The organism is Salinisphaera orenii subsp. halophila YIM 95161 (genome assembly GCF_003732545.1).
In the GTDB taxonomy this organism is placed as follows: Bacteria; Pseudomonadota; Gammaproteobacteria; order Nevskiales; family Salinisphaeraceae; genus Salinisphaera; species Salinisphaera orenii_A.
On the sequence record NZ_AYKF01000103.1, the window covers coordinates 1 to 19,676 of the forward strand.

Annotated in this window: 21 protein-coding genes; 12 read left to right on the forward strand and 9 right to left on the reverse strand. The window is 70.5% G+C overall.

Annotation, left to right across the window (positions count from 1 at the left end):
• Positions 1–381: 381 nt before the first annotated feature.
• Positions 382–1,143, reverse strand: coding sequence for a phosphorylase family protein (locus SAHL_RS13070; protein ID WP_123591862.1), 762 nt, complete (start codon positions 1,141–1,143; stop codon positions 382–384).
• A 464-nt stretch (positions 1,144–1,607) separates the two neighbouring features.
• Between SAHL_RS13070 and SAHL_RS13075 the strand changes: the two genes are divergently transcribed.
• A complete protein-coding gene (locus SAHL_RS13075; protein WP_123591863.1) occupies positions 1,608–2,495 on the forward strand; it encodes a farnesyl diphosphate synthase in 888 nt (295 codons plus the stop codon).
• A 541-nt stretch (positions 2,496–3,036) separates the two neighbouring features.
• Here the strand turns inward: SAHL_RS13075 and SAHL_RS13080 are convergent.
• The 3 genes from SAHL_RS13080 to SAHL_RS13090 are packed head-to-tail and all read right to left on the reverse strand — an operon-like array spanning position 3,037 to position 6,573.
• Positions 3,037–4,422 (reverse strand): DUF4139 domain-containing protein, encoded by a 1,386-nt coding sequence (locus SAHL_RS13080; RefSeq protein ID WP_123591864.1) that lies wholly within the window; start codon positions 4,420–4,422, stop codon positions 3,037–3,039.
• Positions 4,419–5,810, reverse strand: coding sequence for an AmpG family muropeptide MFS transporter (locus SAHL_RS13085; protein ID WP_123591865.1), 1,392 nt, complete (start codon positions 5,808–5,810; stop codon positions 4,419–4,421). The genes SAHL_RS13080 and SAHL_RS13085 overlap by 4 nt, the downstream gene beginning before the upstream one ends.
• Positions 5,794–6,573 carry an exodeoxyribonuclease III gene (locus SAHL_RS13090; protein ID WP_123591866.1) on the reverse strand — a complete coding sequence of 260 codons (780 nt, stop codon included), beginning with the start codon at positions 6,571–6,573 and terminating at the stop codon, positions 5,794–5,796. Before SAHL_RS13090 ends, SAHL_RS13085 begins: the two co-directional genes overlap by 17 nt.
• Positions 6,574–6,689: 116 nt before the next feature.
• Between SAHL_RS13090 and pyrE the strand changes: the two genes are divergently transcribed.
• Positions 6,690–7,340, forward strand: coding sequence for an orotate phosphoribosyltransferase (gene pyrE / locus SAHL_RS13095; protein ID WP_123591867.1), 651 nt, complete (start codon positions 6,690–6,692; stop codon positions 7,338–7,340).
• Between the two features lie 58 nt (positions 7,341–7,398).
• Here the strand turns inward: pyrE and argB are convergent, their stop codons facing one another.
• Genes argB through coaBC form a run of 3 tightly spaced genes read right to left on the reverse strand, consistent with a single transcriptional unit; the run spans position 7,399 to position 10,035 of the window.
• Entirely contained in the window at positions 7,399–8,307 is a 909-nt protein-coding gene (gene argB / locus SAHL_RS13100) for an acetylglutamate kinase (protein ID WP_123591880.1), read from the reverse strand.
• Between the two features lie 26 nt (positions 8,308–8,333).
• Positions 8,334–8,789: a dUTP diphosphatase gene (gene dut / locus SAHL_RS13105; protein ID WP_123591868.1), complete on the reverse strand. Its 456-nt coding sequence runs from the start codon at positions 8,787–8,789 to the stop codon at positions 8,334–8,336.
• Positions 8,790–8,823: 34 nt separating this feature from the next.
• The gene (gene coaBC, locus SAHL_RS13110; protein ID WP_123591869.1) at positions 8,824–10,035 is read right to left on the reverse strand and encodes a bifunctional phosphopantothenoylcysteine decarboxylase/phosphopantothenate--cysteine ligase CoaBC; all 1,212 of its coding nucleotides are present in this window, start codon (positions 10,033–10,035) and stop codon (positions 8,824–8,826) included.
• A gap of 80 nt (positions 10,036–10,115) precedes the next feature.
• Between coaBC and radC the strand changes: the two genes are divergently transcribed.
• The 5 genes from radC (at position 10,116) to SAHL_RS13135 (ending at position 13,045) form a co-directional block, all read left to right on the forward strand.
• Positions 10,116–10,790: a RadC family protein gene (gene radC / locus SAHL_RS13115; protein WP_123591870.1), complete on the forward strand. Its 675-nt coding sequence runs from the start codon at positions 10,116–10,118 to the stop codon at positions 10,788–10,790.
• Positions 10,791–10,916: 126 nt separating this feature from the next.
• Positions 10,917–11,579: an outer membrane beta-barrel protein gene (locus SAHL_RS13120; RefSeq protein WP_123591881.1), complete on the forward strand. Its 663-nt coding sequence runs from the start codon at positions 10,917–10,919 to the stop codon at positions 11,577–11,579.
• Positions 11,580–11,772: 193 nt separating this feature from the next.
• Positions 11,773–12,009 (forward strand): 50S ribosomal protein L28, encoded by a 237-nt coding sequence (gene rpmB / locus SAHL_RS13125; RefSeq protein WP_123591871.1) that lies wholly within the window; start codon positions 11,773–11,775, stop codon positions 12,007–12,009.
• Entirely contained in the window at positions 12,009–12,164 is a 156-nt protein-coding gene (gene rpmG, locus SAHL_RS13130; RefSeq protein WP_006912359.1) for a 50S ribosomal protein L33, read from the forward strand. Before rpmB ends, rpmG begins: the two co-directional genes overlap by 1 nt.
• 215 nt (positions 12,165–12,379) lie before the next feature.
• Positions 12,380–13,045, forward strand: a complete 666-nt coding sequence (locus tag SAHL_RS13135) for an outer membrane beta-barrel protein (protein ID WP_123591872.1) — start codon at positions 12,380–12,382, stop codon at positions 13,043–13,045.
• A gap of 78 nt (positions 13,046–13,123) precedes the next feature.
• Here the strand turns inward: SAHL_RS13135 and SAHL_RS13140 are convergent, their stop codons facing one another.
• A complete protein-coding gene (locus SAHL_RS13140) occupies positions 13,124–13,393 on the reverse strand; it encodes a hypothetical protein (protein WP_123591873.1) in 270 nt (89 codons plus the stop codon).
• A gap of 248 nt (positions 13,394–13,641) precedes the next feature.
• Between SAHL_RS13140 and SAHL_RS13145 the strand changes: the two genes are divergently transcribed.
• Positions 13,642–13,929, forward strand: a complete 288-nt coding sequence (locus tag SAHL_RS13145; protein ID WP_123591874.1) for a hypothetical protein — start codon at positions 13,642–13,644, stop codon at positions 13,927–13,929.
• Positions 13,930–13,950: 21 nt separating this feature from the next.
• Here the strand turns inward: SAHL_RS13145 and SAHL_RS13150 are convergent, their stop codons facing one another.
• Complete coding sequence (locus tag SAHL_RS13150; protein ID WP_123591875.1) at positions 13,951–15,966, reverse strand: hydantoinase/oxoprolinase family protein; 2,016 nt, start codon at positions 15,964–15,966, stop codon at positions 13,951–13,953.
• 71 nt (positions 15,967–16,037) lie between these two features.
• Here SAHL_RS13150 and SAHL_RS13155 point away from each other — a divergent pair, with 71 nt between their 5' ends.
• The 4 genes from SAHL_RS13155 to SAHL_RS13170 all read left to right on the forward strand — a co-directional run.
• Entirely contained in the window at positions 16,038–16,976 is a 939-nt protein-coding gene (locus SAHL_RS13155) for an ABC transporter ATP-binding protein (protein WP_123591876.1), read from the forward strand.
• Complete coding sequence (locus SAHL_RS13160) at positions 16,973–17,743, forward strand: ABC transporter permease (protein ID WP_123591877.1); 771 nt, start codon at positions 16,973–16,975, stop codon at positions 17,741–17,743. The genes SAHL_RS13155 and SAHL_RS13160 overlap by 4 nt, the downstream gene beginning before the upstream one ends.
• Positions 17,743–19,068 (forward strand): GldG family protein, encoded by a 1,326-nt coding sequence (locus SAHL_RS13165; RefSeq protein ID WP_123591878.1) that lies wholly within the window; start codon positions 17,743–17,745, stop codon positions 19,066–19,068. The genes SAHL_RS13160 and SAHL_RS13165 overlap by 1 nt, the downstream gene beginning before the upstream one ends.
• A partial coding sequence (locus SAHL_RS13170; RefSeq protein WP_148045569.1) for a DUF4340 domain-containing protein occupies positions 19,068–19,676 on the forward strand: 609 nt, incomplete at its 3' end. The genes SAHL_RS13165 and SAHL_RS13170, both read left to right, overlap by 1 nt.

The window sequence follows — 19,676 nt, forward strand, 5'->3', positions numbered from 1 at the left end:
GATCACGGTATCGACCAACGGCGTGAAGGACGCGCACGGGCCGGCGGCGAAAAAGTCATAGCCGTGGGCGCCGATACGGTCGATGAAGTCGCTTGCCTGGATCATGTGACACCTGCTTTCTGGACAATCGGAAGGCGTATCGCAGCACTCGTGGGCGGCGTCCGCCCGCGCTCGACGGGCGATGCGTGCCGTGCCGGCCCCACCGGCGAGCGCAGGCCGGCGCCGGGCGGGCACGGCGCTCGCCCGGTCCTTTGGGAAGGTGCCGCGCCGGCCGCCGCTTTCGTTGCTGCTGCATCCTGCATGACGCGCCAACGATACCCGCGGCGAACGACAGCGCAAGCCGGGGCGGCTCCGTCACGGCGCCATTCCTGAGACGCGGCCTCACGTATCGCCGTCTGGTTCCGTGTCGAGCAGCAGGGGGGCGACCGCATCGAGCGTGCGCTGGGCGGTACGAAAGGCCACGGCCAGCTGCTTGATCGCGCGCAGCTCGGCATGACGCCCCGCCGGCGGGCGGACCAGCCGCCGCAGCACCCGCAGCGGGCGCAGTGCGCCGTCGTCGTCGAGCGCCGCCCGCGCGACCGGCGGCACCGTCATCACGGCATCGTCGGCGACCGCACGCACGACGATGAACGGCAGCCCGAATTCGACGGCCACCGCCGCGATCGCCGCGCTTTCCCGGTCGGCCGCGATCGCCGTGGACAGCGCGTGCAGTGCCTGCTTGTTCGCCGCGTTGCCGAGCACGCCGCGGGTCTCGGCGAGCGCGCCGTGACGCAGCCGGGCGCCACCGCCGATCCGGTCGGTCAGGCGCGCATGCCATTCGGCATCGACGGCCAGCCGCGGGCCGGCCGCGGTCACGATCTCGCGCGGCAGCAGCAGGTCGCCGACGGCGAGGGCCGGCACGAGCGCGCTGGCACAGCCCCAGCTGACCAGCCCGTCCACCCCGTCGGCGACCAGCGCGCGCGCCGCGGTCTCGGCGCGCGCCGCCCCCAGCCCCGACAGTGCGAGCCGCGCGCCGCCGGTCAGGCTCGCCCGGCCCTGCGCCCGCAGCCGCGCCATCGCCCGGACCTCGCCGGGCAGCGACGCGACGATGCCGGGCCGGCTCACCTGCGCGCGCGCCGGTACGCAGAGACTGCCTGCGCTCATGACAGGGATCCTCGGCCGCGAGCGCCACGCCCGAAGCGCGCCGCACGGCGGCCGCAACAGGCCGCCCCGGCGTCGAGCCCTGGGCGGCCGCTGCACCGGCGGGCTCGCGGGCGCCGATCGGCTCGCCTGGACCGCGCACCCTCACATCGCCTTACGCCGGCGCGCGCTGGCACGCCGCACCCGAGCACCCGCCGGCACGACCGCCCGTCAGCGCGCCAAAGGGCGGGCAACGATGACGGCCGTCGGATCGATACGGGTGTCCGGCTGTCGGTCGGCACGGCGATGCGGGGCATGGCGAACGCGGATCCTCTCTGACGGCTGAACGGTGCACCGGCGTCGCGGCGGGCCGAAACTACACCATCGCACCGGGCCGAGGTAAAGCCGGTTGACGCCACCGGACCATCGGTGGCTTGCTTACGCCGCCGCGCCGCATCTGCCGGCCTCCGCCACCGACACCGCCCGCCATGACCCGCAGTGCCCCATCCGACCCGACCGCGCGTATCGACGACGCGCTCGAACGTGTCCTGCCGTCCGCCGAGACCGCGCCGGAACGCCTGCACGCGGCGATGCGCTACAGCGTACTCGGCGGCGGCAAGCGCATCCGGCCGCGGCTGGTCCACGCGACGGGCGAAGTGCTGGGCCTCGATCCTGCCGGCCTGGACGCCCCCGCGGTCGCCGTCGAGTGTATCCACGCCTATTCCCTGATCCACGACGACCTGCCGGCGATGGACGACGACGCGCTGCGGCGCGGGCGCGCGACCACCCACATCGCCTACGACGCGGCGACCGCGATCCTGGCCGGCGACGCCCTGCAGGCGCTGGCCTTCGAAGTGCTGGCCACCGACCCGGGGCTCGACGCCCATCCGGCCGCCCGTGCCGCCCTGCTGGCCACGCTCGCCCGGGCGGTCGGTTCGCGCGGCATGGTGGGCGGCCAGGCCCTGGACATGGCCAGCGAGGGCCGGGCCATCGACCGCGACGCACTCGAACACGTGCATGCACTCAAGACCGGGGCGCTGCTGCGCGCCTGCGTGCTGATGGCGGCCGACAGCCACCCCGCTCTCGAGTCCGCGCATCGGGCGGCGCTCGATCGTTTCGCCACGCGCATCGGGCTGGCCTTCCAGGTGCGCGACGACGTGCTCGACGTCGACTCCAGCACGGCCGTGCTCGGCAAGACCCAGGGCGCGGACGCGGCCCACGACAAGGCGACCTATCCCGCCCTGCTCGGCCTCGAGGCGGCGCGCGCCTACGCCGACCGACTCCACGCCGAGGCGATCGAGGCGCTCGCCGTATTCGGCGAGGCCGGCGCGCCCCTGCGCGCGATCGCCGCCGAGATCGTCAGGCGCGACCACTGAGGGCGATCGACACAGTCCGGTCGCATCGGAATCGGCCGCCCCGGCACGTTGCCCGAACCGGCACCTGCGGCAGCCGCAGTTCCGGCACCGGGCGGCACACGTGCCACGGCCGTTCCCCGAATCGCGAATCGGGCATGACAGCGGCCGCGCGGAGGCTCGTCCTCGCCCTCCACAAACGCGCGGTCCGAACGGGCCGCTCGGAACCCGAGTCGGCCATGCCGGGTTCCGAGGCTTCGGGCCGCTTGAGTTCGAAGGGTCGCGGGCAGTCACTGGCCCCGACGGCAGGTGGCGACGTGTCCGGGCCTGGACGCCCAGCCGGAATGGACGACAACCGAGTACGCCGACGCCGCAGGCTTCGCGGCCGGCCCGCGGCTCGGCGCATATGCACGTAGCCGGGCATACCGCGGCTCGACCGGGCCGTGGGCACACCGCCGGGCGCGGTCATCGCGCGGACACCGGCCGGCCGCGCCGCGTCCCGCCACCCGTCGCTTCGAACAAGTTCACGGGCCCGGCGACCGGGCCCGGCTCGCCGCTGCGGGACCTACTCCGTCCAGGTGACGGTATACCGCAGCCGCTTGTCGCCGCCGGCCGGCACCTCGAGCGTCCACTGCGCGCTGTTGACCGGACTGTCGTCGACCCGGTCCTCGGAGGCCGACTCGATTCCGGCGGTGTCCGGCAGCTGTTCGACGACATCGACCGTGGCCGAGGCGTCGCCGGCGTTGTGCAGCGTGATCTCGGCGGTCCGGCTGCGCTCGCCGCCTTCGGTGCGCGAATCGTCCACGAGACGACGCTCGGCGGTGATATCGAAGGCGGCGCCCAGCGTGAGGTTCACCGGCGCGCCCTTCGGCGTGTCGCCGATGGTGGCCTCGCCCATCAGGCCCGCCGCATGCTGGCCGTCGTAGACGCGCAGCGGGCCCGCGGGCAGCGGCACTTCGGCCGTGTTGTCGAAGCGCAGCCGCACCGCGGCGTGGCTGCGCTCGGTCTCGCGCGTGACCGAATACAGGCTGTTCTCGAGGCGGTAACGGCGACTGGCCTCGAAGGTATGCGGCGCCATGATCGCCACCGCGCGCGTCGCGCCGGCGGGCACGTCGATGCCGCCGTCGAGCGCATAGCGATAGGTGTCGCCGGTCGACTGCGGCCCGGAGGCGACATCGGCCTTGGCTTCGCTGCGGGCCATCATCGCCGGCTGCGGCCCGCCGTTGCCCGCGCGGCTGACCTCGCCGGCGACCAGCCAGGCCCGGTCGGCGCTCAGACGCGCGCCGCCGCCGTTGTCGATAACCGCCATCGTGGTCAGCGAGAGTTCGCCGGTCTCGGCGTCGAAACGGCCGGTGTGGCTGGCCTGCCAGCGCGGACCGTCGATCTGGTAGGTGGCGGTCAGGGCCCGTGTGCCGGCGGCCTCGGCCTCGACGTCGAGCTGCACACCGCCGGGGTCGGAACCGGTATCCGCGGGCCAGGCGATGCGCCAGGGCGAACCGTCCGTCAGCCGCTCGATACGGCCGTCGACCTGCACCAGCACCGCCTCGCCCTGAACGCCGACCAGGCGGCCCTCGCGGCTGTCGCCGGCCGCGTCGCCGGCGCCCCGCAACAGCGTGACCGAACGGCCGACGCGGGCGGCCAGGCGCCCGCTCCCCTCGTCGTCGGGACGGGCCGCGCTCAATCCGGTCAGCGAGACGCCCGGCGCCGACAGCCAGAAGGTCTCTGGTCGCAGACGGCCCGACAGCGGCCAGTCCAGCGTCTGGGCGCCGGCGGCGAGCTCGACGTCCCGGCTATTCTCGATCACGGCCGCGCCGGTGTTGTAGAGAGCAGCGGCATCGACTGTCGCCTCCGCGGGCGCGGGATCGCCGGTCTGCGCGCCGGCGCTCCAGGACAGCGCGAGACCGAGGGCCGCGGCAGCCGTCAGGGCGGGCCGAATGCTGAGATGTGTCATGAGGATGTCTCCATGGGGTCGGGATCGCGCCGCGCGCGGTCGTGGCGGATGAGCCAGATCAGCAGCAGTACCGCCGGCAGGCCGGCGATGGCGGTGTAGCTGAAGAACAGCCCGTAGCCGAACTGGTCCACGATCCACCCGGAAAAGCCGCCGACGAACTTGCCCGGCAGCGTCATGAGCGACGAGAACAGCGCGTACTGGGTCGCGGTGTACGCCGTGTTGGTGAGGCTGGACAGATAGGCGATGAACGCCGAACCGGCCATGCCGCCCGACAGGTTGTCCGCCGAGACGGTCACCGCAAGCGCGGCCATGCCCGGATCGTCGAGTGTGGCCAGCCAGGCGAACACCAGGTTGGTGACCGCGGTGAGCACGGCGCCGGCCAGCAGCGGCCGGAGGATACCGTAGCGCACCACCAGCACGCCGCCCAGGCCGGCGCCGCCGAGCGTCATGATCAGGCCGAAGATCTTGGAGACGCTGGCGATCTCGGCCTCGCTGTAGCCGGTATCGAGATAGAACGGATTCGCCATCACCCCGAGGGTGATGTCGGCCACCCGGAACAGGCTCACCAGCAACAGGATGGTGATCGCGAGGCGGCCGTAGCGGGCGAAGAAATCCACGAAGGGACAGACCACCGCGCCGACGATCCAGGTCTGGATGCCCCGCAGCCAGCCCGGTCGGTGCGAACGCGCGGCGAGCCAGTCCAGGGCCCACTGCTCGCGCACCGACGTATCGCGTGAGACCGATGCCTCCGGCTCGCCGAGCAGCAGCACGGTCACCATGCCCACGCCCACCAGCGCGGCCATGACGGTGTAGGCCGTCGGCCACGAGCTGACCGCGGCGATGTAGAACGAGCCCGCGCCGGCCGTGAGCATCGCCAGCCGGTAGCCGGCCTGGTACGTGGCCGCCATCGCGCCCTGCATCTCGTCGGCGACCGCCTCGATGCGCCAGGCGTCGACGGTGACGTCCTGGGTGGCCGAGGCGAAGGCCACCAGCAGGCCGAACCAGGCCAGCTGCTCCAGATTCGCGCTCGGATCCGTGCTCGCCATCCCGAACAGCCCGGCCATGAGCCCGCACTGGGCCAGCAGCATCCAGCCGCGTCGCCGGCCGAGCAGCCAGCTGAGCAGCGGCAGCGGCAGGCGGTCGATCACCGGCGCCCAGAAGAATTTGATCGAGTAGGTGATGCCGATCCACGAAAAGAAGCCGATGGTCGTGCGCGACACGTCGGCCGTGGTCAGCCACGCCGACAGTGTCGAAAAGACCAGCAGAAAGGGCAGCCCCGACGAGAAGCCGAGAAAACCCATGCCGATGACGCGCGGCTGCAGATAGATCGCGAGCGCATCGCGCCAGGACCGGCGCGCCGGCGCCGCGTCTTCAGAGGGTGCGGTCATAATCGATGGTCAGCGGCGCATGATCGGACAACCGTTCGACCCGATAGACCGATTCGGCGGTGGCCGTCGCGGCGAGGCCCGGCGTGGCCACGTGGTAGTCGATACGCCATCCCACGTTGTTGTCCCAGGCCCGGCCGCGCTGCGACCACCAGGTGAACTGATCCTCGTGCGGATTGATCTCGCGAAAGACATCGACCAGCCCGACCTCGCCGAACAGCCGATCCATCCACTCGCGCTCGTGCGGAAGGAAACCGGAGTTCTTCTTGTTGTTCTTCCAGTTCTTCAGGTCGATCTCCTTGTGCGCGATGTTCCAGTCGCCGCAGATCAGATACTCGCCGGGGGCGGCGGCCTGGGCGCGCAGGAAATCCAGGAAATAGACCAGATACCGCTCCTTCGAATCCTGACGGTGATCGCCCGAGGAGCCGGACGGCGCATACAGGCTCGCGATGCGCAGGTCGCCGAAGCGGGCCTCGATGTAACGCCCCTCGGCGTCGAACTCGTCGTGGCCCATGCCGCGCACGATCTCGTCCGGCTCGCGCCGGGCGTAGATCGCCACGCCGGAATAGCCCTTGCGGTTGGTAGCCTCTTCGTAGAAGCAGTGATAGCCCTCCGGCCAGAACGCCGCCACGCCCTCGAGCTGCTGCTGCTGAGCCTTGAGCTCCTGGATGCAGACCACATCCGGGGCCTGCGCGGCCATCCACTCGAAAAACCCCTTGCGCTGGGCCGCGCGGATACCGTTGGCGTTGAAGGACATGACCCGCATGCACGCGCTTCCTGTCGTCGATGAACCCCAGGCGGCGCGATTCGCCGCCCGCCCGATCAGCGCTTATCATACGGAACCAGCGACGATTTTCGACAACGCCGGAGGACCGCGCCCCGATGCCCGCCGCCACCGACACGAGCCAGGACTTCCTGGCCCTGGCCGACGAATACAGCGCGCTGAAATTCGGCGAATTCACGCTCAAATCCGGCCGGGTCTCGCCGTATTTCTTCAACATGGGCGAGATCGCCTCGGGCGCCGGCATGAAGCGTCTGGCCGCCGGCTACGCCGCGGCACTCGCCGCCTCCGGCATCCCATACGACAGCCTGTTCGGTCCGGCCTACAAGGGCATCCCGCTGGTGGCCACGGTGGCCTGCGCCCTGGCCGATCATGGCCGCGACGTGCCCTTCACCTACAACCGCAAGGAAGCCAAGGACCACGGCGAAGGCGGTACGCTCGTCGGCGCGCCGCTGGGCAGACGCGTGGTGATCGTGGACGACGTGATCACCGCCGGCACGGCCGTGCGCGAGGCGATCGATCTGATCCGCGCCGCGGGTTCCGAGGTCGCCGGTGTGCTGATCGCCCTCGATCGCCGGGAGCGCGGCAGCGATGATCGCTCGCCGCTGGCCGCACTGGCCGAGGACGAAGGCATCCCCACCACGGCCGTCGCCACGCTGGATGACGTGATCATCTACGCCGAGCGGGCCGGGCTCGATATCGGCACACGCCGCGCCGTGCAGGCCTATCGGGACGCCTACGGCGTACGCTGAGCCATGCCGCGGGCGGGCGCCGACGGCCCCCCGCGACGCCACCTCGCCCGGTCCCGGCCTAGGCCGATGCGGGCGGCGGGGCCGTGGACGGCGCGCCCGAGTCGCCGATCAGCGTGCCCACGCCGGCATCGGTGAACAGCTCCAGCAGCACCGCGTTCTCCACCCGGCCGTCGACGATATGCGCGGCGCGCACGCCCGAGGCGACGGCGTCCAGCGCGCATTCGATCTTGGGCAGCATGCCGCCGTGGATCACGCCCGAGTCGATCAGCTCGCGCACCTGTTCCGGCGTCAGGCCGGTGAGCAGATTGCCCTCGCCGTCGAGCACGCCGGGGGTGTTGGTCAGCAGCATGAGCTTTTCGGCTTCCAGCACCGAGGCGATCTTGCCGGCGACCAGATCGGCGTTGATGTTGTAGCTGCGCCCGTCCGCGCCGACGCCGATGGGCGCGATCACGGGGATGAAGTCGTCGGCCTCTAGGCGCTTCACAATGCGCGGATCGATATGAGAGACCTCGCCGACGAAGCCGAGATCGGTGTCGTCGTCGACCAGTGCAAGCTTGCGGGCGTGAATGAGCCCGCCGTCCTTGCCGGTCAGCCCGACCGCACGCCCGCCGTGCTGGTTGATGAGATTGACGATCTCCTTGTTGACCAGCCCGCCGAGCACCATCTCGACCACGTCCATGGTCTCCTCGTCGGTCACCCGCATGCCCTTGATGAACTCGGTCTGCTTGCCGACGCGCTCAAGCAGCTTGCCGATCTGCGGGCCGCCGCCGTGCACCACCACCGGGTTGAAGCCGACCAGCTTCATCAGCGCGATATCGCGGGCGAAGCCGGACTTGAGCTCCGGATCGACCATGGCGTTGCCGCCGTACTTGATCACCACCGTCTTGCCGCCGAAGCGGCGGATGTAGGGCAGCGCCTCGCCGAGCACGCGGGCGACGCGCGCGGCCTGTTCGGGATCGAGCGACATGCGTTTCTGTTCCTCGAGTGGGGTCATCAGCGGGTTCCGGTGGAGCCGAAGCCGCCGACGCCGCGTTCGCTGTCGTCGAATGCCTCGACCACCTCCAGCTCGGCGGCGACCACGGGCACCAGCACGAACTGGGCGATGCGCTCGCCCGGCTCGACGGTGAACGCCTGCGTGCCGCGGTTCCAGGCCGAGACCATGAGCGGGCCCTGATAGTCGGAATCGATCAGCCCGACCAGGTTGCCGAGCACGATGCCGTGCTTATGCCCGAGCCCGGAGCGCGGCAGGATCATGCCGGCGAGATTCGGATCGGCGATATAGATCGACAGCCCCGTGGGCAGCAGTTCGCAGTCGCCTGGCGCGAGCGTGACCGGCGCATCGACCATCGCGCGCAGGTCGATACCGGCCGAGCCGGCGGTCGCGCGCTGCGGCATGTCGAAATCGCGCCCGAGGCGGTCGTCGAGCACCTTCACCTGAAGTCTGGACATCGTGGCTCGTCTTTTCCTGCGGTCGGAGAATGGATCAGCCGGTAGCGGCCAGGCGCTCGGCGACGAGCGCGACCAGCTGTTCGGCCAGATCGCGCTTGCTGGCCTGGGTGAGTTCGCGCTCGCCGCCCTCCCAGACCACGAACAGCGCGTTGTCGTCGCGGCCGAAGGCGTGCTCGGGCCCGACCACGTTGCCGGCGATCATCGACAGGCCCTTGCGTTCGCGCTTGGCGCGGGTGCTGGCTTCCATGTCGGTGGTCTCGGCGGCGAAGCCGAGCGTGAACACTCGCGGATGTTCGCGCGCGACGTCGGCGATGATGTCACGCGTGCGCGTGAGCGCCAGCTGGCTGTCGCCGTCGGCTTTCTTGATCTTGTCGGCGGCGGTCGTGGCCGGGCGGTAGTCGGCCACCGCGGCCGCGCCGATGAAGATGTCGGCCTGCCCGATCACCTCCATGACCGCCGCGTGCATGTCGGCCGCCGACTGCACGTCGATCCGCTCGACCCCGGGCGGCGCTTCGAGCGTGGTCGGCCCGGAAACGAGCGTGACCCGTGCACCCGCGCCGGCACAGGCCGCGGCCAGCGCGTAGCCCATGCGCCCGGAGGAGTGATTGGTAATGAAACGCACCGGGTCGAGCGCTTCGCGCGTGGGCCCGGCGGTGATCACGACCTGGCGCCCGGCGAGCACGCCGTCGGCCGGCACGTCCTCGAAATAGGCCACGACCGCATCGCGGATCGCCTCCGGCTCGACCATGCGCCCGGCGCCGGTCTCGCGCTCGGCGAGTTCGCCCTCGGCCGGCCCGACGAAGCGCACGCCGCGCGCGCCCAGCGTCTCGACGTTGGCGCGCGTGGCGGGGTGGGCCCACATGACATGATTCATCGCCGGCGCGGCCAGCACGTCGGCATGGCTTGCCAGGCACAGCGTGGCCAGCAGGTCGTCCGCGCGGCCCGCCGCCAGGCGCGCGAGCGTGTCGGCGGTGGCCGGCGCGATCACGATCAGATCCGCCCAGCGCGCCAGCTCGATATGGCCCATGGCCAGCTCGGCGGCTTCGTCCCACAGGCTGTCGCGCACGGGGTGGCCCGACAGCGCTGCCAGCGTCATCGGCGTGATGAAGCGCCTGGCGGCGTCGGTCATCACGACCTGCACGTTCGCGCCCGCCTCTACCAGCCGTCGCGTGAGCACGGCGGCCTTGTAGGCGGCGATGCTGCCGGTCACGCCCAGTACGATGTTGCGGTTGGCCAGTGCCTCCATGACGTCATTGTAGCGTCTGCGCACGACAGCCCGCGCGCAGGCTGCCGATAACGACGACACCGCCCTTACCGAGTGTCGTCATGCGAATCTCCGACTGGCCCGCTTCCGAACGTCCGCGCGAGAAACTGCTCGAACGCGGCGCCGACGCCCTGTCCGACGCCGAACTGCTGGCGATCTTCCTGCGCACCGGGGTCGCCGGCCAGAGCGCGGTCGATCTGGCCCGGCATCTGCTGGTCGAGTACGGCAGCCTCTCCGCCCTGCTGGGCGCCGACCGCGAGACCTTCTGCGCCGCGCGCGGGCTCGGGCTGGCCAAGTTCGTGCAGCTCCAGGCCGTGCTCGAAATGGCCCGCCGGCATGCCGGCGAATCCTTCCTCGCCAGCGATGCGTTAAGCGATCCGCAAGCCACGCGCCGCTATCTTGCGCTCAAACTCGCCGACGTCCCGCACGAAGTCTTCGCCTGCGTGTTTCTGGACAACCGCAACCGCGTGCTCGCCTTCGAGGAACTGTTCCGCGGCACCATCGACGGCGCCGCCGTCTACCCGCGCGAGGTGGTCAAGGCCGCCCTGCGCCACAACGCCGCAAGCGTGATCCTGGCGCACAACCATCCCTCCGGGGTCGCCGAACCCAGCCGCGCGGACCGCGACATCACTCGCCGGCTGGTCGACGCACTGGCGCTGGTCGACATCCGCGTGCTCGATCACATCGTCCTCGGCCGCCAGACGAACGTATCGCTCGCCGAACGCGGACTGATGTAATATGCACCTTTATTCTAAGAAATAATTAATATGTTATTAACGTTTTATTGACAATTTTCACGCGGCTCACTATATTCATGGCCAGTCGGAACTCCCCCTATCCGATTGATGAGACTGGAGAACATCATGAAAAGAGTCGCGATTGTCCTTAGTGCCGGCCTGCTTCCGTTCGCCGCCTTCGCGGCGCCGAGCGGCGCCGGTCATGCCCCGGATTACAGCTATGTTCAGGGTGATTACATCCCGACCGGCAACCTGCACGGCACCGGCAACGACTACAACGGCTTCGGTCTGGAAGGCTCCGCCGCGGTCACGCCGAACGTGTTCCTGAACGGTCGCTACGACCGGCTGGACGTCGACAACAGCGATACCGACGTCAACCGCGGCCGTCTCGGCGTCGGCGCGAACGGTTTCTACGACTACGGCGGCGCCGACGGCACCGGCATCGGCTACTACGGCACCGTCTCCTACGAGCGTCTGGAACTGCGCGACATTGGCGGCTCGGCGGACGCCACCGGCACCGGCTACGGCATCGACGCCGGCCTGCGCTGGATGGTCGACCCGGCGGTGGAGATCAATCCGAGCGTCGGCTGGGCCGACTACGGCAGCATCTCGGGCGACGGCGTCGACCTGGGCGATGCCGAGGGCTTTCGCTACGGCGTGCGCACCCTGGGTCACCTGAGCGACAGCGTCGCGGTCTCGGCCGAGTACCGCCGGACCAACTACGACTTGGGCGGCCCGGATCTGGACTTCGACAACGAGGTTCGCGTCGGCGCGCGCTACACCTTCTAGACCGTCCCGGCACAGGCGGTCGCGCGGGTGCGCGGCCGCGGTCCCGCACCCCGATCCGGCGGGGTGTTTTCGTTGGCGTGCAGGAAACCGGCCGTGCCTCTGCGTACCGGCGACATCGACGGTTGTGTCGGCTGTCGTTTGATGGTTAAATACGCGGCTCGCTGACGCGGCAGCGCGCGACCCAGGAGTAGTAATGTCCCAGATTTGTCAGGTCACCGGTAAGAAGCCGGTCACCGGTTACAACGTATCGCACGCCCATAACAAGACGAAGCGCCGCTTCGTGCCCAATCTGCACCGGCACCGCTTCTGGGTGGAATCCGAGAAGCGCTTCGTGCGGCTTCGGGTGTCTGCCAAGGGCCTGCGGATCATCGATCGTCAAGGTATCGACAACGTGCTCGCCGACATGCGCAAGCGCGGGGAGAAAGTCTGATGCGCGAAAAAGTACGCATGGTCTCGACTGCGGATACCGGGTTCTTCTACACCACGTACAAGAACAAGCGGAACACGCCCGACAAGCTCGAGATGAAGAAATACGATCCCAAGGCACGCAAGCACGTGGTCTTCAAGGAAGCGAAGATCAAGTAAGAGCGACGCCAGCTCGGATCGCGAAAGCCGGCCCCGGGCCGGCTTTTTTGTGGGCGCGATCCGCGTGCGCCCCTGATCCGATCGCATCGCGCCCCGCTCGTGAGCATTCCGTGGAACCGCGGCTCTCCGTAGAAACACGTTTTGACCGGTGACCGAGCGGCCACTAGCCTGCGGCTCGCAAATCGCTTTCAAACCGATAACTTACGGGATCCCCAATGAACAAGACCGTGCTCGCCGTCAGCGCCGCCCTACTCCCCTTCGCCGCGACCGCCGCTCCCAACGATCAGCCCGGCGCCCCCGGCTATACCTATATCCAGGGCGACTACATCATCGACGGCGAGACCGGCGGCGTGGATGCCGACTACGACGGCTACGGCCTCGAGGGGTCGCTGACGATCACGCGGCACGTCTTCATCAACGCCCGCTACGACTGGGTGGACACCGACAACCGCTCCCTGGACGGCAATCGCGGCAGCGTCGGCATCGGCGTCAACGACTTCTACGACTACGGCGGCGCCGATGGCACCGGCGTCGGCTATTACGGCCAAGTCTCCTACGAACGGCTCTTGCTGGAGGACGTCACCGGCAACGGTGCGGGTGACGCCAACGCGAACGGCTACGGCGCGGACGCCGGCCTGCGCTGGCGGGTGCACCCGCGCCTCGAGATCAACCCGCACGTCGGCTGGGTCGACTACGGCGACGTCGACGACGACATCGATCTCGGCGACGCCGACGGCATGCGCTACGGCGTGCGCGCCATCGGCCAGATCAGCGACAACTTCGCCGTCACCGCCGCCTATGAAAGCAGCGACGTGGAGACGAGCCGCCGCGATATCGGCTTCGACGACGAGTTCCGCGTCGGCGCGCGCCTGAACTTCTAGGCCACCGCGGAAAGACCGGCGGCAGGACGCCCCGCCAAGGCGGGGCGTCCTGTTCCGACCCGCCTCAACCCTCATCCTTCAGCTTCCGTGGACCGGCTCGTGGCCGCCCTCGGTGGTGCCATCGATGCGCCGCTGATCCATGACGGACGACCGGCTGGACGCGAGCCACCGGGCACCCCACCCGACCAAGACCATGTCGACCGCCTCGCGCCAATCGCGACGCGCAGCAATAACACCCGGCAGGATTCGCCCTATTCCTAGCCGCAAGCAGCCCATGCCCGCACCGGCGATGAAAATGCGGCCGGTCTCAACGTCGATGCCGCCTGGCACGTCGTCGATCAGGCCCATGTCCTCGGCCGCGGCGATCTCTCAGATCTAGACGATGGCACCGACTACACCGCCTACACGCTCGGGCTCGGCCTGCGCGGATCACTCGGCGATACCCGATTCGATCACGCCGACGCCGGCCGGATGGACCTGTATCTGGAACTGGGCTACGAGGATATCGAGCTGAGCGCCCGCGAGCGGATCGGCGACGAACTTGTGAAGGCCCGGCTCGAGGCGAAGGCTACGGCGCGAGTCTTGGCCTGCGCTGGATGGCCACCGCCGGTCTCGAGATCAATCCCTATGCGGGCTACGTGAACTACGGCGCCCCGGACGTCGCACTGCGCGCCGGCAGCGACCGGCTCACGGCCTCGGCCGACGAGGATCTCGACGGCCTCCGCCATGGTCTGCGCGGCGTGCTCGATGTGAGCCATTCGCTGGCCGCCACGGCGGCGTTCGAGCGCACCGAGCTCGACATTCACGATATCGACATCGACGCGAACACCGTGCGCGTCGGCCTGCGCTGGTATTTTCCGTCCCGCGGATTCGCCGCCCGCTAGCGGATAAGCGGGCCGGCGGCCTCAGGCTTCCAGCAGGAGATTGCCGACCGCATCCACCCGCACCGACCAGCCGGGGGCGATCCAGGTCGTGGTCACGGCCTCGCGCACGATCGCGGGGCCCTCGAAATGCTGGCCGGCGGCGAGCCCGTCCCGGTCGTGGATCGGTACGGACTCGTCGATGCCGTGCACCGGCGTCGTCGCGGCCGGCTCGGGCCGCCCCTGTCCGGCCGCGACCGCTGGCAGCTCGACGTCCGGCACCGGCCCGGCCAGATGCAGCCGCAGATTGACCAGCTCGACGGCGAGATCGAAACGGTGCCCGTAGCGCGCGGCATGGGCATCGTGAAAGGCCGCGACCAGGTCCGCCGGCGCGCGCCAGTCGAGATTCAGCGACGCACTCTGCCCGGCATAGCGCAGATCCGCGCTGACCCGCTCCCGGACGGCCTCGGCCGCGACGCCCTCGTCCGCCAGTTCCGCAATCGCGGCCTCGCGCAGCGGCGCGAGCCGGCGTTCGACGTCGGCCGCATTTATGCCCTGGAGCTTCTCCAGCACGCTGATCGAACGCTCGCGCGAGCGCTGGGCGACCAGCATGCCGAGCGCCGAGAGGACGCCCGCGAACACCGGGATGAGCACCCGCCGCATGCCCATGCCCTCGGCCAGGGCGCAGGCATGCAGCGGCCCGGCGCCACCAAAACACAGCAGGCTGTCGTCGGCCACGGATTCGCCGCGAGCGACCGAGATCACGCGAAGGGCGGCGGTCATGGCTTCGTCGGCCACGCGCAGAATGCCCGCCGCCGCGGCCTCCACCGACAGCCCCATCGGCTCGGCGATGCGCGCGACCGCGGCACGCGCGGCCGCCGTGTCCAGGCCCATGTCGCCGCCGAGACGCGTCGAGGCCGGCAGCCGGCCGAGCACCACGTGGGCGTCGGTCACCGTCGGCTCGGTACCGCCCTTGCCGTAGCAGGCCGGGCCGGGATCCGCGCCCGCCGACGCCGGGCCCACCTGCAGCAGGCCGCCGCCGTCCAGCCAGGCGATGGAGCCCCCGCCGGCGCCGATGGTGTGCATGTCGACCATGGGCACGGCGACCGGATAATCGGCGATGCGGGTCTTGCTGGTCAGCGCCAGTTCGCGGCCGATCAGCGCCACGTCGCTGCTGGTGCCGCCCATGTCCAGCGTCAGCACGCGTTCGAGCCCGGCCGAGCGGGCCACGAACCGGGCCCCGAGCAGACCGCCGGCCGGCCCGGAGAGCAGCAGGTTCACGGCATTGTCGGCGGCCTGATCGATGGCCACGGTACCGGCGGCGCCGTGCATGATCGCGACCCGTTCGAGCGCGGCCTCAAGCCGTCGCAGGTAGCCGCCGACGGTCGGGCCCAGGGCGGCGTTGAGCCAGGTGGCGATGCCGCGCTCATACTCGCCGTATTCCGGCAGCACGCGGCTGCCGCGGGCGATCGTCAGCCCCGGGTCGGCGGCCCGCAGGGCGGCCTCGATGGCCTGTTCGGCGTCCGCGTCGAGGAAGGCGAACAACAGATTGATGGCGACGGCCTCGACCCCGGCTTCGCGCACCCGCTCGACCAGCGCCCGCAGCATGGCCTCATCGACCGCCACCAGCGCGCTACCGTCGGCCGCGGTGCGGGCATCGACCTCGAAACACAGCTCGGGTGCGACCGGCACCGGCGCCGCCGCGGGCTCCAGTGCATAGAGTTCGCGCCGCGCCTGCCGGCCTATGGTCAGCACATCGGCGAAACCGGCGTTGGCGACGTAGGCCGTACGCGCGAGATGATTCTCCAGCAACGCGTTGGTCGCCACGGTCGAACCGTGGACGATGCGCCAGTCGGACGCGGCGTCACCGGCGAAACGACGCACGCCGGCGATCACGGCCTCGTCGGGGGCGGCCGGGGTGGACGGCAGCTTGTAGACCGACAGCGCCCCGTCGACGCGGCAGATCACGTCGGTGAACGTGCCGCCGGTATCCACACCGAGCTCACCGGCATGCGGGGCAGTCGGTGGCTTTGCCGAACCTTCGTCGTGCTTTACGGTCATTGGCCTGTCAGCGGAAGATGCGGAACTTACGGCCTGGTCGCCAGGCGGCATCCCGCGTTGTCGAGAGGCTCATGGAAAGCGATTTCAAGCTCCGGGCGCAAGGGCTCACGCGCGATTACGCCGGCACGCGCGCCGTCGACGGCGTGGACATCGCCCTCGCGCCGGGCGAAATTCTGGGGCTGCTCGGGCCCAACGGGGCCGGCAAGACGACCACCCTGCGCATGCTCGCCGGCACTCTGGCCGCCACCGCGGGTACGGTGACGCTCGCCGGCCACGACCTCGCGGGCGAACCGCAGCGCGCCAAGCGGCATCTGGGCTATCTCCCGGAACGCCCGCCGGTCTACCCGGAGCTGACCGTGGACGAATATCTGGGTTTCTGCGCGCGGCTGCACGCCGTGCCGCGGCGCCAACGGCGCGAGGCGATCGCCGCCGCCCGGGCCGACTGCGGCCTCGAGGATACCGGCCGCCGCCTGATCGGCCACCTGTCGAAGGGCTACCAGCAGCGCGTCGGCATCGCCCAGGCGATCGTGCACCGCCCGGATGTGGTCATCCTCGACGAACCCACCGCGGGCCTGGATCCGAACCAGCTGCGCGGCATCCGCGAGCTCATCGCGCGCCTGTCGCGCGCCCACAGCGTGATCATCTCCAGCCACATCCTCTCCGAGATTCAGGCCACGGCGGCGCGGGTCGTGATCATGCACCAGGGCCGGATCGTGTTCGACGAGCCGCTGGGGGGAACGTCGGCACCGGTGGTCGAGATCGCACTGCGCGAGGCGGTGACAGCCGACAGCCTCACCGGCCTGGACGGCGTGGCGCACGCGACGGCCCTCGATGACCATCGCTGGCAACTCACGCCCGCGCCCGGATGCGACATTCGCGAGATGATCGCCGAGACCGCGGCCGGCCGCGGCTGGGGCCTGCTGGAACTGGGCGCGGCGCGCTACAGCCTCGAGGAGCGCTTCGCCGCGCTGACCAGCCGCGACGCGCCGCCGCGCGAGGCCGCCGCATGAGCGTCATGCTCGCCATCGCCCGCCATGAATGGTCGCGGCTGTTCGTCTCGCCGCTGGCCTGGATGCTGCTCGCGATCACCCAGCTGCTGACGGGGCTGCTATTCGCACTGTCGCTCACCGATCTCAGCCTCAACCCGCAACGTATCGGCGAGTACGACGGCGTGTCCGAACTGGTCGGCGCGGGCCTGTTTCGTTTCGCCACCGTGGTGCTGCTGCTGGTCGTGCCGCTGCTGACGATGCGCGCCTTCGCCGAAGAGCGCAAAAGCGGCAATCTGGAACTGATGCTCGCAGCACCCGTGTCGCCGTTCGCGCTGGTACTCGGCAAATTCGCCGGGACCATGGGCTATCTGACCGTGATGTGGGCGCTGATCGGGCTCATGCCGCTGAGCCTGCTCACGTCCACGCCGCTGGATGTCGGCCTGCTCGCGGCCGGGCTCCTGGGGCTCTGGCTGGTGATGGCGGCCTTCACGGCGGTCGGTGTGTTCATATCCGCGCTGACGCGCGAACCCACGCTCGCGGCCATCGGCACGCTGGGCGCACTGCTGCTGCTGTGGCTGATCTACGCGCTGTCGACGATGGACTGGCAGCCGGTCGTGCTCGGCACCACGCTGCCGCTGGCGGACGCCGCCGAGGCGCTGTCGCTGATCGGGCACCATGACGCCCTGCTGCGCGGGATCTTCGCCAGCGCCGACCTCCTCTACTTCGTGATCTTCACGGCCTGCTTTCTGGCGCTGGCGGCCGTGCGCATCGACATGGAACGTCACTGATGCGGGCCTCGCACGCGCTGTCGATGCTTCTGATCGTCGTCGTGGCGGTACTCGCGGGCCTGCTCAGCCAGCGCTTTTCGGCGAGCTGGGACTGGACCCACGGCAACCGCAACACGCTGACCGCGGCCAGCCAGCGCGTGGTCGATGCGCTCGATGAGGAGGCCATCAGCTTCACCGCCTACATCTATCCGGGCCCGCGGCGCGATCGGGTGCGCACGCGGCTGGCGCGCTACACCCGCGCCTCGGACAACGTCGAGCTGACCTTCGCCGATCCGGCGCGCCATCCCGAGCAGGTGCGCGCGCTGGGCATCGGCGACGACGGCGCGGTGCAGATCAGCTATCGGGGCCGTCACGAGACGATCACCGCATTCGACGAGGCGAACGTGACCGCCGCCCTCCAGCGCCTGTCCGCCAGCGGCGATCAGTGGATCGTGTTTCTCGGCGGACACGGCGAACGGGCGCCGGACGACGAGACCAACGGCGGCTACAGTGAGCTGGCCGCGGCCCTCGACGGCCAGGGCATGACCACGCGAACGCTCCGACTCGCCGACGCCGCGGCGATACCCGACAACACCGCCGTGCTCGTCATCGCCAGCCCGCAGCAGTCGCTGCTGCCCGGCGAGGTGGACATGATCCGCGACTACGTCGCCGGCGGCGGCGCCGTGCTCTGGGCCGACGACCCGGGCGAACGCTACGGTCTGTCACCGCTGGCCGCGGAGCTGGGCGTGCGCTGGGCCGAGGGTACGCTGATCTACCCCGACTATCGCAAGCTCGGCACCGGCCATCCGGCTGTCGCCCTGGTGGCCAACTACCCCGATACGCCGATCACCGAGCGGCTGAACCGGCTCAGCGTGTTTCCCTTCGCCGGCGCCCTCGCCCCGCGCGAAGACAGCGGCTGGCGACAGGCCGCCTTTCTGCGATCGAGCACACGCAGCTGGCTGGAGACCGGCCCCATCGAGGGCGACAGCCTCACCTTCGAGCCCGATGCCGGCGATCGCCGCGGCCCGCAGACGCTGGGGCTGGCGCTGATGCGCGAGCGCGCGGGCCGCGATACGCCGCAGCGCGCCGCGGTGGTCGCCGACAGCGACTTCATGGCCAACGGCCATATCGACACGCTGGGCAACCGGGCGCTCGCGCTGTCGCTGTTCCAGTGGCTCGCCGGCCGCGACGCCCAGATCGCCGTCGACGTCGCCCGCGCGCCGGACGCCTCGCTGCAGATGACGCCCGCGCACATCCGGTGGCTCTGGTGGCTGTTCGTGGTCGTTGTCCCCCTGGCCCTGGTGGCGCTCGGCACGACCCGCTGGTGGCTGCGCCGACGCCGGTGATGCGCGCCCGCCTCCTGTTCAATCTGGCGCTGATCGCCGGCGTGATCGCGCTCGCCGGCCTCTGGTGGGCCACGCGTCCGGCGCCGGCACCCGCGCCCGACACCGTGAGCGCGATTCCGGCCGACGACATCCGGCGCCTCGAGGTGCATGCGGGCGATGACGTCATCGTGCTCGAGCGCGACGACGCCGGCCGCTGGCGCCTCGTCGAGCCGGTCGCCGCGCGGGCCGATCCGGCCCGTGTCGCCGCCCTGCTGCAGCTGGCCGCCGCCGAGCCCGAGCGCCATCTCGAGCGCGACGCCGTCGACCCGGCCACCACCGGCATGGACGATCCGCCGATCACGGTCCGCTTCAACGACGAGGCTCCGATCGCCGTCGGCGGCCGGGGCCCGTCGTCCGGCAGCCGCTACGTGCGCACCGCCCACGCGCTGCTGCTGGTCCGGCTGCCCGATCTGGCGGGCCGATCCCTGGACTGGGCGAGCTGGATCGATCCCGCCGTGCTCGCCGACGACGCACGGCTGACCCGGCTGACGCTGCCGACGCTGACGCTGGACCGGGCCGCCACCGGCGGCTGGCGGGGGCAGCCGGCGGCCGCCGATCGCGGCGCCGAC

Bases quoted from the DNA above. Each gene is read 5' to 3' on its own strand.
- SAHL_RS13070 (WP_123591862.1), bottom strand. From the start codon at position 1,143: ATGAGCGCAGGCAGTCTCTGCGTACCGGCGCGCGCGCAGGTGAGCCGG.
- SAHL_RS13075 (WP_123591863.1), top strand. From the start codon at position 1,608: ATGACCCGCAGTGCCCCATCCGACCCGACCGCGCGTATCGACGACGCG.
- SAHL_RS13080 (WP_123591864.1), bottom strand. From the start codon at position 4,422: ATGACACATCTCAGCATTCGGCCCGCCCTGACGGCTGCCGCGGCCCTC.
- SAHL_RS13085 (WP_123591865.1), bottom strand. From the start codon at position 5,810: ATGACCGCACCCTCTGAAGACGCGGCGCCGGCGCGCCGGTCCTGGCGC.
- SAHL_RS13090 (WP_123591866.1), bottom strand. From the start codon at position 6,573: ATGCGGGTCATGTCCTTCAACGCCAACGGTATCCGCGCGGCCCAGCGC.
- pyrE (WP_123591867.1), top strand. From the start codon at position 6,690: ATGCCCGCCGCCACCGACACGAGCCAGGACTTCCTGGCCCTGGCCGAC.
- argB (WP_123591880.1), bottom strand. From the start codon at position 8,307: ATGTCGCTCGATCCCGAACAGGCCGCGCGCGTCGCCCGCGTGCTCGGC.
- dut (WP_123591868.1), bottom strand. From the start codon at position 8,789: ATGTCCAGACTTCAGGTGAAGGTGCTCGACGACCGCCTCGGGCGCGAT.
- coaBC (WP_123591869.1), bottom strand. From the start codon at position 10,035: ATGGAGGCACTGGCCAACCGCAACATCGTACTGGGCGTGACCGGCAGC.
- radC (WP_123591870.1), top strand. From the start codon at position 10,116: ATGCGAATCTCCGACTGGCCCGCTTCCGAACGTCCGCGCGAGAAACTG.
- SAHL_RS13120 (WP_123591881.1), top strand. From the start codon at position 10,917: ATGAAAAGAGTCGCGATTGTCCTTAGTGCCGGCCTGCTTCCGTTCGCC.
- rpmB (WP_123591871.1), top strand. From the start codon at position 11,773: ATGTCCCAGATTTGTCAGGTCACCGGTAAGAAGCCGGTCACCGGTTAC.
- rpmG (WP_006912359.1), top strand. From the start codon at position 12,009: ATGCGCGAAAAAGTACGCATGGTCTCGACTGCGGATACCGGGTTCTTC.
- SAHL_RS13135 (WP_123591872.1), top strand. From the start codon at position 12,380: ATGAACAAGACCGTGCTCGCCGTCAGCGCCGCCCTACTCCCCTTCGCC.
- SAHL_RS13140 (WP_123591873.1), bottom strand. From the start codon at position 13,393: ATGGGCCTGATCGACGACGTGCCAGGCGGCATCGACGTTGAGACCGGC.
- SAHL_RS13145 (WP_123591874.1), top strand. From the start codon at position 13,642: ATGGCCACCGCCGGTCTCGAGATCAATCCCTATGCGGGCTACGTGAAC.
- SAHL_RS13150 (WP_123591875.1), bottom strand. From the start codon at position 15,966: ATGACCGTAAAGCACGACGAAGGTTCGGCAAAGCCACCGACTGCCCCG.
- SAHL_RS13155 (WP_123591876.1), top strand. From the start codon at position 16,038: ATGGAAAGCGATTTCAAGCTCCGGGCGCAAGGGCTCACGCGCGATTAC.
- SAHL_RS13160 (WP_123591877.1), top strand. From the start codon at position 16,973: ATGAGCGTCATGCTCGCCATCGCCCGCCATGAATGGTCGCGGCTGTTC.
- SAHL_RS13165 (WP_123591878.1), top strand. From the start codon at position 17,743: ATGCGGGCCTCGCACGCGCTGTCGATGCTTCTGATCGTCGTCGTGGCG.